This is a genomic window from Sporosarcina sp. G11-34 (assembly GCF_026931025.1).
This window is the reverse complement of sequence record NZ_JAHNZW010000016.1, coordinates 42,764-55,723: the sequence shown is the minus strand read 5'-3', so window position 1 is coordinate 55,723 and position 12,960 is coordinate 42,764. Positions and strand designations below refer to the sequence as shown.

The 12,960-nt window shown below is 42.0% G+C and carries 12 protein-coding genes; 2 read left to right on the top strand and 10 right to left on the bottom strand.

Going from position 1 to position 12,960, the window contains the following annotated elements:
* Positions 1-27: 27 nt before the first annotated feature.
* Positions 28-2,157, bottom strand: a complete 2,130-nt coding sequence (locus KSU66_RS18160; protein ID WP_269052878.1) for a heavy metal translocating P-type ATPase — start codon at positions 2,155-2,157, stop codon at positions 28-30.
* Entirely contained in the window at positions 2,123-2,491 is a 369-nt protein-coding gene (locus KSU66_RS18155) for an ArsR/SmtB family transcription factor (RefSeq protein ID WP_269052877.1), read from the bottom strand. The genes KSU66_RS18160 and KSU66_RS18155 overlap by 35 nt, the downstream gene beginning before the upstream one ends.
* A gap of 229 nt (positions 2,492-2,720) precedes the next feature.
* On the opposite strand from KSU66_RS18155, the gene KSU66_RS18150 reads away from it, so the two are divergent.
* Together KSU66_RS18150 and KSU66_RS18145 are read left to right on the top strand one after the other, a co-directional pair.
* Positions 2,721-3,140, top strand: a complete 420-nt coding sequence (locus tag KSU66_RS18150; protein ID WP_269052876.1) for a universal stress protein — start codon at positions 2,721-2,723, stop codon at positions 3,138-3,140.
* A gap of 22 nt (positions 3,141-3,162) precedes the next feature.
* The gene (locus KSU66_RS18145; protein ID WP_269052875.1) at positions 3,163-4,185 is read left to right on the top strand and encodes a DmpA family aminopeptidase; all 1,023 of its coding nucleotides are present in this window, start codon (positions 3,163-3,165) and stop codon (positions 4,183-4,185) included.
* A 50-nt stretch (positions 4,186-4,235) separates the two neighbouring features.
* On the opposite strand, the gene KSU66_RS18140 is transcribed toward KSU66_RS18145, so the two are convergent.
* From KSU66_RS18140 to KSU66_RS18105, 8 genes are all read right to left on the bottom strand, one after another.
* Positions 4,236-6,599 (bottom strand): penicillin acylase family protein, encoded by a 2,364-nt coding sequence (locus KSU66_RS18140; RefSeq protein ID WP_269052874.1) that lies wholly within the window; start codon positions 6,597-6,599, stop codon positions 4,236-4,238.
* A gap of 116 nt (positions 6,600-6,715) precedes the next feature.
* Positions 6,716-7,072 carry a Na+/H+ antiporter subunit G gene (locus KSU66_RS18135; protein ID WP_269052873.1) on the bottom strand — a complete coding sequence of 119 codons (357 nt, stop codon included), beginning with the start codon at positions 7,070-7,072 and terminating at the stop codon, positions 6,716-6,718.
* Positions 7,059-7,334 (bottom strand): Na(+)/H(+) antiporter subunit F1, encoded by a 276-nt coding sequence (locus tag KSU66_RS18130; RefSeq protein WP_269052923.1) that lies wholly within the window; start codon positions 7,332-7,334, stop codon positions 7,059-7,061. The genes KSU66_RS18135 and KSU66_RS18130 overlap by 14 nt, the downstream gene beginning before the upstream one ends.
* A complete protein-coding gene (locus tag KSU66_RS18125; protein ID WP_269052872.1) occupies positions 7,334-7,816 on the bottom strand; it encodes a Na+/H+ antiporter subunit E in 483 nt (160 codons plus the stop codon). Before KSU66_RS18125 ends, KSU66_RS18130 begins: the two co-directional genes overlap by 1 nt.
* A gap of 214 nt (positions 7,817-8,030) precedes the next feature.
* Positions 8,031-9,515, bottom strand: a complete 1,485-nt coding sequence (locus KSU66_RS18120) for a Na+/H+ antiporter subunit D (RefSeq protein ID WP_269052871.1) — start codon at positions 9,513-9,515, stop codon at positions 8,031-8,033.
* Complete coding sequence (locus KSU66_RS18115; RefSeq protein ID WP_269052870.1) at positions 9,508-9,846, bottom strand: Na(+)/H(+) antiporter subunit C; 339 nt, start codon at positions 9,844-9,846, stop codon at positions 9,508-9,510. Before KSU66_RS18115 ends, KSU66_RS18120 begins: the two co-directional genes overlap by 8 nt.
* A gap of 3 nt (positions 9,847-9,849) precedes the next feature.
* Positions 9,850-10,272 carry a Na(+)/H(+) antiporter subunit B gene (locus KSU66_RS18110; protein ID WP_269052869.1) on the bottom strand — a complete coding sequence of 141 codons (423 nt, stop codon included), beginning with the start codon at positions 10,270-10,272 and terminating at the stop codon, positions 9,850-9,852.
* Positions 10,262-12,670, bottom strand: a complete 2,409-nt coding sequence (locus tag KSU66_RS18105) for a Na+/H+ antiporter subunit A (RefSeq protein WP_269052868.1) — start codon at positions 12,668-12,670, stop codon at positions 10,262-10,264. The genes KSU66_RS18110 and KSU66_RS18105 overlap by 11 nt, the downstream gene beginning before the upstream one ends.
* Positions 12,671-12,960: the final 290 nt, after the last annotated feature.

Here is a 12,960-nt window from a genome sequence, read left to right as displayed (position 1 = left end):
ATTAAATGCGCCTTGCTGAAGTTGAATTTACTTATGAACACGTAGTAATCGCAACGAATTCAATACGACAAGTAACGTCGCACCCATATCCGCGAAGATGGCAATCCACAGAGTAAGCCAACCAGGGATGATGAGAAGTAGCGCAATCACTTTTAGTCCTAATGCAAACATAATATTTTCTTTAATAATTCGCAACGTTTTTCGGCTTAACTTAATTGTATACGGCAATTTTTCGAGGTCGTCTGCCATAAGTGCGATGTCGGCTGTTTCAAGTGCGGCGTCTGTTCCTGCTCCACCCATCGCAATTCCAACTTGTGCTGCGGCAAGTGCAGGTGCATCGTTTACACCGTCACCGACCATTGCAACTCTACCATATTTACTTCCAAGTTCTTTAATGGCAATTAATTTGTCTTCGGGCATTAACCCACCGCGTACATCTGTCATACCAAGGTCCGCAGCGATTGCTTGTGCCGTTTCCGGATGATCTCCAGTTAACATGACCGTATGATGTATCCCAATACTTTTCAGTTCTTTTAGAATGCTACGGCTTTCTTCACGCACTGGATCCGCCACCGCGATTAAGCCACTATAATCCGTACCAAGAACAACAGCCATCACTGATTTCCCGGACCGTTGAAGCTCTGTTGCCCGCTGCAACACACCCTCTGGCAATGAAGATAGTTCTGCTGCCCAATTGACACTTCCTATATAAGTCGTCATGCCTCCAACTTCCGCATACGCCCCTTTTCCAGTCACTGACTGAAAGTTTGTAACTTCCACTTTTCTGGCGTCATTTCTATATGCATACGTAGTGATCGCCTTTGCAAGTGGATGTTGGGATAAAGATTCCACCGCCGCAATCGATTCCAAAAGTTGTTTTTTGTCCACATTCCCTACTGGGATGAAATCCGTTACTTCAGGATACCCTTTTGTTAGTGTACCTGTTTTATCGAAAGCAATGGCACGCAAATGCCCCGTTTCCTCAAGATGCACGCCGCCTTTAATAAGAACACCTTGACGCGCAGCATTTCCTATCGCGGTAACTATTGCAACAGGGGTAGAAACAACGAGCGCGCACGGACAACCGACGACAAGGACCGCTAGCCCTTGGTAAATCCACGTATTCCAATCGGCACCCAAAAGTGGCGGCACAATGGCAACAAACACTGCCAGAATCATAATTGCCGGCGTATAGTATTTCGCAAACTTGTCGACAAATTTCTGTGATGGGGCTTTCTCTGCTTGTGCTTCTTCTACAAGGTGAATAATTTTCGCTATTGTTGTATCGCCGACAAGCTTCGTGACAGTCACTTCAAGAAGCCCTTCCTCATTCAACGTACCTGCAAATACTTCATCCCCAGTATTTTTTAATACCGGGACAGATTCTCCAGTAATTGCCGCCTGATTAATGGTAGACATTCCGGTTAAAACAACACCGTCCATCGCAATTTTTTGTCCAGGCTTTACGATAAGGACATCACCTTTTACAATATCCTCAGTCGCAAGTTCTAAAAATTCTTTACCGCGCTTTACAATCGCCGAAGGAGGGGCAATATCCATTAGTGAGCGAATCGACTGGCGTGCTTTATTCATCGAATAGGCTTCAAGCGCTTCACTGACTGCAAACAAAAAGACAATGACCGCTCCTTCTCGCCACTCGCCGATAATGACTGCTCCAATAATTGCAATCGTCATTAACGTTTTCATATCAAATTCAAAGCGTACAAGATTTTTAAATCCTGTTTTGAATATACCTGCCCCACCGATAGCAATTGAAACTACGAAAAAAACAATCGCAGCGGGATAGTTTTCTGAATAAGTAAATGACAAAATTGCACCAGGAATTAAGAAAAGAAGCGATAAGATCGTAACAATGTTTTCTTTTCGTTTGTGAAATGGAATGATTTCAACTTCACGACGTTCCGCTGCTGGAAAGACTTTTATTCCATCAAATGCACCCGCCGCTTCAAGATCCTTCACAGTTACATTGCCCATAAGCGACAGTTTAGAAGCACCAAAATTCACTTGTGCGTCTTGTACAGCAGGAAGGCCCTGGACATTCTTTTCAAATTTCATGGCACAACTTGCACATGTCAGATTTTCTAACCGATATTCCGTTTTTTCAATCGTTGCCACGAGAATCACCTTCTTCTGCATGTTCATGCGCCACTTTCACCAGTTGGTGGACATGATCATCTGCAAGGGAATAGTAAATCATCTTTCCTTTACGACGTGATTTCGCAAGGGAATGATCGCGTAAATAACGCAAGTGATGGGAAGCAGTAGCAGTCGAAGATCCAATCACCGCTGCGACATCACAGACACACATTTCTTTTTCTAATGTAAGGGAATAAGCAATATTCAATCGAGTTTCATCAGCAAGTGCTTTAAAAATCTGTACCATTCCACCTAAATCGGGCAAGTTTTTTTGAACGCGTTTCACGACTTCTTCATGGACAACAGTTAGTTCACAAACCTCTTTCACCGTCATAATTACACCTCATTCAAATGATTGTTTGATTATACTTTTAGTATATGCGGATACCTTTGAATTTGCAAGACTAATCAAACGACTATTTGAATGAGCTTTTCGTCCTACTAATAAATGTTGAAATAAATCTTGTAAAAAGGATTTTAAGGAGAAGATATAGAAGATTTTAGATACGCTTAAATAACTATTTTCTCTTACACAAGAAAGAGAAAGGGAAAGGGATGTTGAAATGTATAAGAAAATACTTGTGGCCGTCGACGGTTCCGATAATTCGATGAGAGCTGCGGAACATGCGGCACATATCGCAACACTAGGCGTATATTCCAATGTAAATATTTTATATATACTCGATTACGAACGGACACAGACCGACATCATTCAAAAAATAAGTCGTGACAGTTTGCATGCTGACCGAAAAGAACAAATCGCTTTAGTTGAAGCCTTGTTCGAAAAAAAGAATGTCTTATTCGAACTTGTCTTGAAACAAGGCGATCCCGGTCCGACAATCGTCAAGTTTGCCAATGAACATGCATTTGACCTTGTCGTTGTAGGTAGCCGAGGACTGAACTCATTTCAAGAAATGATACTCGGCAGCGTCAGCCATAAAGTAGCCAAACGGGTTTCATCACCTGTTTTAATTGTTAAATAAGAATAATATTGGGGGTAATCGAATGGAACGCGGGAAATGGAATACAATAACAGATGTACCTGGTGTGAAAATTGGACATGTCACACTCGAAGAACAACTCTCAGACGAAGAAGTTGTGCGTACCGGCGTGACCGCAATTTTGCCGCATAGCGGGAATCTTTTCGAAGAAAAAGTAACTGCCGCGAACTTTGTCTTGAATGGCTTCGGTAAAACAGTAGGACTTATCCAAATCGATGAACTTGGTTTGATTGAATCACCAATCATGTTAACGAACACATTCAGCGTGGCAGCTACCTTAGAAGGAACGTTGTCTTATATGCTCGACGAAAACCCTTCAATTGGCCATTCAACAAGTTCACTCAATGTTATTGTTGGGGAATGCAATGACAGTCACCTGAATTCAATGCGTCTTATGAAAGTAAAGCCGCAACATGCCATTAACGCCATTCAAAAGGCAGAAACTGGGCCATTCGAGCAAGGTGCCGTCGGTGCTGGTAAAGGAATGATTTGTTACGGAATGAAAGGCGGAATTGGCTCCTCTTCAAGAGTCGTCCGAAACGGATACACAAGATATACGGTTGGCGTTCTGACGTTAACAAATTTCGGAAAAGTTGAAGAATGCAATATCAATGAATGGCTTTTGAAAAACGGATACAAGGAATCCATTGCAACACCAATGTCAAAAGCGGATGCTGAAAAGCCCGATGGTTCCGTCATAATCGTTGTTGCTACAGACGCGCCTGTCAATGAACGACAGTTGAAGCGCTTCGCCAAGCGGGCAGCAATCGGACTCGGTCGAACAGGTACACATATTCATAATGGAAGTGGCGACATTGTTATCGCATTCTCAAACGGCGTGTTAACCCCACATACGAACGACGATGCTATGAATACATACAATCTATTGCGCGATGATCATCCTGTGATGAATGAACTTTTCCAAGCTGTTATCGAAGCAACAGAAGAAGCGGTTTATCAGTCATTGATTCACGCTGAAACAACAACTGGACGACTCGGACGTGTTGTCGAAAAGTGGCCTTTATAAAATCATAGTTTATATTAAGCAAAAAGGAAGCGCCAAATGCGCTTCCTTTTTTATTTCCCTTCCGCTTTCAACTTCAAAACATATCCGTCTTTAACTTCTCCGTCTAGCACAGTTTCATGAAAGTTCCCTTTCACCCAATCATCCACTTGGTTGTGAAACCATTTTGATTTCATATGTCCACTTTGGCCAGGTCCAAGAATATGGTACGCTTTGGACAAATCGGAGAGATCTGCAACGAAGCGCCACGGCGCACCGTGATTAACGGTTCCATCGTCTTTAAAAGCCGCTGCTTGCACCGTTACATTCGAGCCGCCAATTGCTTGCTTCTTCGGATTCAAGAAGTACTCAAATATAGGTGAAGCGCCCGAAAGTGCATGTGGGAATGCCAACTGGTGGTAATCTCCCCATTTCCAGTTGGCTGATTTACTTCCAAACTGGTCTTTTATATCGCTTACCGATTGTTCAAACGAATCGAACACCCACTTATTGACACCGCCGTATTCATCCAACCATGCTCCCGGATTTCCCGCATAGCCATCTCTCATCATCTGATCCGTGATTTGACCTTTCCCCGGGAACATTTTATACACATCTTCTGGCATGTCTTTACTTAGCATGACAATCGGCAATTGCTTAATCCATTTATGAAATACAAGGGGAGCTGCCGCATCGGCATCGTCGATTTGATTCCACTCACGAAGCATTTTGACAAGGTCGCCGTATTCGCCTACTTTGTCCTCCGCCTTAACCGAACCAATCATCTGGTCAAGAAATTCTCGTGCGTATACGTTTTTCTGATCCATTTGCAATGCCATCATATCTTCTGGCGTGAAATCATCTCCGGCACTTAGCACTTCCGCAATTCGTTCATACCTGTATGGTTGCGCCCAAAGCTTCGTAATATGATACGGATACGAATCGTCAATGACTTCATTATTTGCTGTCGCAATAAATCCTTCGTCCGGATTCACAACGCGTGGCAATTCACCATAGGGAATGTAGCCTTCCCACCCATATTCAGAAGAATCACCCGGTACAGGTAATTGCCCATCTCCTTTTTTCCGAATCGGAATACGACCATTCGCTTTATAAGCAATCGTGCCGTCCTTCCCCGCAAACACAAAATTTTGCGCGGGTGCATGAAAATCTTCTAGTGCTGTTTCAAAACTTTCCCAGTCTGCTGATTTATTCATTTTTATAATGGCTTCAAGTTCTTGCGTCGGCTCAAGAGCTGTCCAATGCATCGAAAAAAGTGCACCGGGATCTTCTTCATCGTAAAGAATTTCCGACATAATCGGTCCGTGTCTTGTGACGACCACTTCAAAAGGCACATCTTCTCCGCCTTTCACTGAAATCGTTTCGTCCCGTACTTCTGCCTGTTCCCATTCACCGTCATAACGAAATTGTGTTGGGTCATCAGGATTCGATATTTCAATGTACAAATCCTGAACATCGGGCCCAACATTCGTCACGCCCCATGCAATATTTTCATTATGCCCAAGAATAATGCCTGGAACTCCTGCAAATATAACTCCGCTGACGTTTTGCTCGGGCGACTGTAAATGCATCTGATACCAAATCGAAGGCGTGTCGAGTCCAAGATGCGGGTCATCGGCAAGAATCGGTTGCCCACTCTTAGTTTTTTCTCCGGATACAACCCAGTTATTGCTTCCATTAAATTCAGGAGGTAGTAAATCCGGGTTAAACTGCCCCGCCACTTTCACGGGATTTGCGATGTTCGCTTCGATAATTGACGGAGCATTTTCTGGATACTCAATGAATAACTCTTTTGCTTTACCTTCCCCCAAATTGGTTAGCGCCCAGTGACGAACCGCCAACGCATCCCAGTTTCCGCCTAAGTCATACGCCATATACTTTCCAATCGTTAGCGAATCAATCTCCGTCCACGGTTCGGGCGTATAGCCTAAAACTTTAAATTCATAAGAGAACTTTTCACTTTCTTCTGCTTCCTTTATAAACGCGTTCACACCTTCTGCAAACCATCTAAGAACGTTTTTCCCATCTTCCCCATACCCATCATAGGAAGCTTCCGCGGCGACACGTAAACTGAATGTCCGGTAATGTTTATCTGTCCCTATTGCCGATTCACCTACAACTTCGGATAATCTTCCACTTGCCTGTCTCCGTGCCATGTCCATTTGAAACAAGCGATCTTGTGCTTGAACATAGCCTTGCGCTCGATACAAATCGGCATCTGTTTCAGCGGCTATATGAGGAACACCAAATGAATCGCGTACGACTGTCACATCATCGGTTAGAAAAACTGCAGCTACTTCCCCCTCTATGACCGGCTTAGACTTCCCTATGTAAACGTTTAGAAAAATAAATGTAGCGACTAGTAAAGCAGCGATAATCCCTACTATCCACGACAATACTTTCAACCATTTCCTCATACAATTCCCCCCATATCTTATTAATTGTTATTCTACTATTCTTAATAGAACCCTTCTTTCTACCATAATGCCCATAAAAAAAGAACGGGTACGCTCAACTAGCGACACACCGTTCTTCAATCTTTTTTATTTAAATAGCTTTCCAATTCGTCATCGGCTGATATCTCTGCAAGCTCCACTTTCGACCGATACGCAGCACGAACGAGCAGATGACCTGAAACTGGCGCGGTCAGAAATACGAAAACGATTCCAAGCAGGAGACGAACACTTACAAAATGCTCGCTAAACAAAAAGTAAATAAAAGCACCCGACAATGTTAGTAAAACAGCGAGCGTCGAACTTTTCGTTGCCGCATGTGACCTCGTATACACATCCGGTAAACGGATAAGTCCAAAAACGCTTACTACGCTCATCAATCCACCTGTTAAAATAAGCAACGCACCAATAAATTCACCAATCTCATTTACGTTCAACTATAACACCCCTTGCGATGAATTTTGAATACGCAATCGTGCCAATGAACGATAAAATCCCCAAAATAAGAATGACTTCCAAAAATGCTTTTGTGTTCAGTATGATTGAAATAACTGCGATAAAGGCAATTAAGTTCACGCCGATCACATCGAGTGCAAGTACGCGGTCCGGCATCGATGGCCCAAGAATGATTCGAAGTAAAGCAATTCCAATTGCAATTGCAAATAAAACAAGTGAAATTTTAAGCATCCATTCAATCATCAACGAGTCACCTCCATAATTGCCTTTTCAAAGTTTCTTAATTGGCTTAAAATCGCGTCCCGCTCATTTTCAATGTCCATCGCATGTACAAATAGAAGATTCTCTTCGGAAACAACTTCCATGACTACAGACCCAGGTGTTAACGTTAAAAGAAGTGAAATCATAGTCACTTCCAAATCGCTTCTGAGCTTCGTTTCGTATTTAAAAATACCAGGTCTAATTTTTAATTTCGGACTTAAAATTTGTCTTAACACGAGAATGCTCGACTGCGTCAATTCCGATATGAAAATGAAAAGCAGCTTAAGGACTGCCAACATTCGTCGCAAATAAAACTGGGTCCCAAAGAATCGGTGCATGATAAAAATAATTCCAACACCTACAAGATAACCGGCAAAGAAAGTCGAAAATCTCAGCTCATCTTCGTCAATTAAAAGCATCCAAAGAAATGCGATAAATATATTTAATAAGATTTGCGATGGCATTCAAATTCACCCTTTCTTTTTTCGTATTTATATGTGTTGAACTACAGATTCTGACCTGAAAAAGTCCGATGATGATCGCTTTGCCGAGCCGTTGATTTCCGTTGCAAGCGGACGCTTTCCGCTACAATCAAATAGGTGTCATATTCAAGCGCCGAGGGGGAGAGAGGAGGATTCTTTAGTTCAACATATATAAATCCATTGAAAACATCACATCTTACTGATTTTTATTCAATACTGCGTCTATATACACTTCGGGGTTCATAAGCGTATTTGCGGCATCATTTACGTAAACAGCTATCGATTCTGCACCTAAACCAAGGGTGATTGTTGCTATACCAAGCAATACACACGGTATGAGCATACCTTTTTTTAACGGAGTGTCTTCGTCTTCACTAATAATCGTTTCTCCCCAAAAAGTGTTCATGAAAATTCGTAACAATGAATAGAGAACAAACACACTTGAAATAAATGCAATCGCTAGTAAAACAAACGCTTCTGCTTCAATCGCACCTTGGCCTACAAGCAACTTCCCTATGAAACCACTAAGTGGCGGGATCCCGGCAAGTGCCATCGTCGTAATGAAAAACAGCCAACCGAGAAGTGGATAGTTACGGATTAAACCACTCATCTCTTCGATTCGCGCGGTCTTCGTTAAATAAATCATCGTTCCCGCCAGCAAGAACAACAACGCTTTAATAATCATATCGTGAATCAGATAATAGACAGACCCTTGAATCGCAACTTCCGTTGAAACGGCAAGCCCAACGAGTATAAACCCGACGGAAATGACGACGTTATACGATACAATCTGTCGAATATCCTTATAAGCAATTGCACCAATACTGCCGCCTATCATCGTCAGTGCGGCCATAACACCAATTACGGTATGCGTAATGGATGGTTCATGGTAAAAGATAAGGGTAAACACGCGGAACATTGCATATATACCAACCTTTGTAAGAAGCGCTCCGAATAGCGCTGCAACGGCAGTTGGCGGAGCACTATAAGATCCTGGTAGCCAGAAATATAGAAGAAGTCCCGACTTAAGACTGAAAACAACGAGAAAGATCATTGCAATCGTCGTAAGAAGTGGTCCCTGCCCTACTTCTGCAATACGTACCGACAGATGAGCCATATTAAGCGTACCTACGGTGCCATACAAATACGCGATAGCAAGTAGGAAAAACCACGAGGATAGCACGTTAATGACAACGTATTTAATTGATTCCACGAGTTGTATTTTCCTGCCTCCAAGCGTAATTAGAACATAAGATGAGAGAAGCATCACTTCAAAACAGACGAATAAGTTAAATAAGTCACCCGTCAAAAAGGAGCCGTTCACACCTGCAATCAAAAATAAGACGAACGAGTAAAAGAACATATTTTCATGCCCTTTTCCAATGGAGAAAAATGCATATAGAAGAACGATTGCGGTCACAATCGCTGTCGTTAGCACCAACAACATTGAGAAAGAGTCTGCAACGAACAAAATCCCATAAGGTGGCAACCAGCCACCAAAATCGATTCGTAAAATACCGTTCGTCTGAATTACATTCAAAATATAAATACTAATCATCGCAGTCGCAATCATCGCCACGATACTAAGAATCCGTTGAATGATTACTTGCCCCCGTAGGAAAATGAGCACAATACCCGTAAGCAATGGAATGATCATTGGCATTACAATAATATTATTCATTTTTAAAACCTCGCAATACATCGAGATCATCTGATCCAGTTTCTTTATATGTACGATAAGCAAGTACTAATAAAAAGGCCGTTACAGCAAAACTAATTACAATTGCCGTTAAAATGAGAGCCTGCGGAAGGGCGTCTGTATAAGATTCTGCCTCTTCCCCGAGTAACGGAACTGCACCTTTTTTTAGTCCGCCCATCGTCATAAGAAGTAAATGCACGGCATGTGAAAGGACAGCCAATCCTAAAATAATACGAATGAGACTTCGAGACAGTAGCAAATAGACAGCAACGGTCACAAGAATTCCAACAAGGATTGTTATTAACGTTTCCATAAGCTACACATCCTCACTAATACTTAAAATAATCGTCACGACAACACCAACAACAGTTAGTGCCACACCAGCTTCAAATAAAACAACCGTTGCCAATTCTGTCTGGCCAAACACTGGCAAGTTAAAATAACTAAACGTCTGCGTAAGAAACTCAGCACCGAAAAAGACCGATCCAAGCCCTGACAAAACAACCAATAGCACGCCAACCGCAGCGACAATTTTAAAGTCAAAAGGAATTCCTTTATGAACCGTTTCAATATCAAACACTAAGTAAAGCAACACGAAAGCAGAAGAGAGAACGAGTCCACCGATAAAACCGCCGCCTGGATTGTTATGACCCGATATAAACAATTCCACTCCGAACGTTAAAATGATAAAAACAACAATCTTCGTTACTGTTTGTAAAATGACATCATCAATCTTCAAAGTCGTTCTCCTCCTTTCCCGCCTTCAGTTTAATCAATGTATAGACACCGATTCCAGCGATGAAAAGGACGACAACTTCGAGCATTGTATCAAACGCTCGGAAATCACCCAATATCGTATTGACGATATTTTTTCCGCCCGCAAGTTCATATGCATTTTCAAAATAAAGCGAAACCGATTCGAACATTTTATCGCCTTGAACGGCTAATGCAATAACTGTAACGGCAGTCCCTACTAAAATAGCAACGATCCCATTAACCACTTTAGATTGCGTGGTCGATTTCTCTTTTTTCCATTCCGGTAAAAAATAAAAGCATAGTAAAAATAAAGCAGTTGTCACTGTTTCAACAATAATTTGCGTAAGCGCCAAATCGGGCGCGCGGAAAACAATAAAGAAAATAGCAATTGAATACCCAAGAACGCCGTTCAACAAAATTGCGGTCAAACGAGACTTTGCAAAAAGAATCGCTCCGGCAGCTACCATCATAACGATAACGATAATAAACTCACTAATAGTAACCGGTCCATCATCCGTCAGATCAAATGAATAGCCACCCGTTAACAGTAGAATTCCACCTACACCCGAAAGGAAAAATAAGAAAATATAAACGAGGTAATCTCTTAAGAATCCCGTCATATAAAAGTTTGTGAATGATGTTGAAACACTTTCCATTCGACTTAGCGTGCCATTATAGAGCGCGTCCAAAGACCAACGCATCGGGACAATCGTATAGACACTCCTCCAAAAACGAAGGAAGATGTACAATAATGCACCAATCACAACGACACCAATTGTCATATACAAAGCCATATTCGGTCCATGCCACGCTTTAATATGCGGCGTTAGCTCATCCGCGTTAGGAAACATTGGGTAGACCGCCGACATCGCGGGTCGTATTAAATAATTCCCTATCAAATTTGGGAAGAAGAAAATTGCGACGACTAGAACTGCAAGTATAGAAGGTGCAATTAGTAAACCGACTGGAGCTTCATGCGCTTTTCGGTCAAGCCGATCTGGCTGATGTTCCCCGAAAAACGTTTGAAAAACAATAATCATTGAATAGACAAACGTCAATATGCTCGCAACCCAAGCAATCACAGGGAATAGCGTAGTCCATGTCCCTATCTGAAACAACTCCAGATTCCGAACATTCAAGACCGATTCAAAAAACATTTCCTTACTCAAAAATCCATTGAATGGCGGCAAACCAGCCATAGAAAAACTTCCAATAAGCGCAATTGTAAACGTCACCGGCATTAAAGCCATGAGTCCACCAAGCCTGCGAATATCACGCGTCCCTACGTTATGGTCAATAATCCCAACGACCATGAAAAGCGCGCCTTTAAATGTTGAATGATTCACAAGATGGAATAATGCAGCAAACGTCGCCTGCGTATAAATAACCGAATCCTCACTATAACCTGAGTTAAGCGCGGCTGATCCGAGTCCAAACAAACTCATAATAAGCCCTAGTTGGCTAATCGTTGAATAGGCAAGCAATGCTTTCAAATCCGTTTGTCGGACCGCATTGAACGAACCCCAAAACAACGTAAAGATTCCAACACAACTTACTACGTAAAACCAAGTCGCCTCACCGCCAAAGATGGGCGTAAAACGAGCGACTAAGTAAATGCCCGCCTTTACCATCGTTGCGGAGTGTAAATAGGCACTCACCGGCGTCGGGGCTTCCATCGCATCTGGAAGCCAGATGTGAAACGGGAACTGTGCTGACTTTGTAAATGCACCTAGTAACACAAGAATCATTGCTGCCAAGAACAATGGTTCATCCGTATACCGGCCGATCAAACCAAGAATTTCCCGGATACTAAACGACCCCGTCATTACGTAAAGCATTAAGAACCCAGCTAACATCGCTACTCCACCAGACACGGTAATGAGTAATGACTTTTGTGCACCGTATCTTGATTGTTTTCGGTGATACCAAAAGGCGATTAAAAGAAATGATGAAATACTCGTTAATTCCCAGAACACATATAGAACCATTAAATTATCCGAGAAAATAACACCGAGCATCGACCCCATGAACATTAGTAAATAAACATAAAAATGGCCTAGCGATTCTCTTTCGGATAAATAATGAATGGAATAAAGAATGACAAGCGTTCCAACTCCAGTAATCAGCAAGCCAAAAATCATGCTAAGCCCGTCCAGGTACGTCGTGAAATCAATCCCTGCAGACGGTATCCATTTAATTGTTTGTATGTATGTTTCTCCGGCGGCAACCGCAGGGATGTAACGAGCAAGCATGATGAAAAGAGTAAGGGGAATAAATAAAACAAACCAACCGATATTTACACTTGGAATCTTTTTATAAATAAGAGGAATAAGTGCGGCGGCTATAAATGGAATGAATATAGCTATTGCTATTGTATACAAATGAAACCTCCAATCCGTGACTCATTGAACCACTATTAATATAGCGTATCCTTGACTAGCATCGCGGCAAGGGCGATAATAAGTTGTTATAAAGAACGTATTTTACAAAATGAATTATCGAATGTGATTATGCAAGGAGTCCTTTCGTGGTATTACAGTAAAAATTATACACTAAAAGCAACTTATGCGCATATTATATAGCCTTCTTATATACTTTCAACTTGTCACACTAAGGTTATTCATATATAATAAATTAGTTTTCAAACAGACAAAAAAGTTACAATATACTA

What these genes read in the sequence shown, in the direction of transcription:
- KSU66_RS18145 (WP_269052875.1), top strand. Translation starts at nt 3,163, where the DNA reads ATGGAACGCGGGAAATGGAATACAATAACAGATGTACCTGGTGTGAAA.
- KSU66_RS18120 (WP_269052871.1), bottom strand. Translation starts at nt 9,515, where the DNA reads ATGAATAATATTATTGTAATGCCAATGATCATTCCATTGCTTACGGGT.
- KSU66_RS18155 (WP_269052877.1), bottom strand. Translation starts at nt 2,491, where the DNA reads ATGACGGTGAAAGAGGTTTGTGAACTAACTGTTGTCCATGAAGAAGTC.
- KSU66_RS18115 (WP_269052870.1), bottom strand. Translation starts at nt 9,846, where the DNA reads ATGGAAACGTTAATAACAATCCTTGTTGGAATTCTTGTGACCGTTGCT.
- KSU66_RS18160 (WP_269052878.1), bottom strand. Translation starts at nt 2,157, where the DNA reads ATGCAGAAGAAGGTGATTCTCGTGGCAACGATTGAAAAAACGGAATAT.
- KSU66_RS18140 (WP_269052874.1), bottom strand. Translation starts at nt 6,599, where the DNA reads ATGAGGAAATGGTTGAAAGTATTGTCGTGGATAGTAGGGATTATCGCT.
- KSU66_RS18130 (WP_269052923.1), bottom strand. Translation starts at nt 7,334, where the DNA reads ATGATTGAATGGATGCTTAAAATTTCACTTGTTTTATTTGCAATTGCA.
- KSU66_RS18150 (WP_269052876.1), top strand. Translation starts at nt 2,721, where the DNA reads ATGTATAAGAAAATACTTGTGGCCGTCGACGGTTCCGATAATTCGATG.
- KSU66_RS18125 (WP_269052872.1), bottom strand. Translation starts at nt 7,816, where the DNA reads ATGCCATCGCAAATCTTATTAAATATATTTATCGCATTTCTTTGGATG.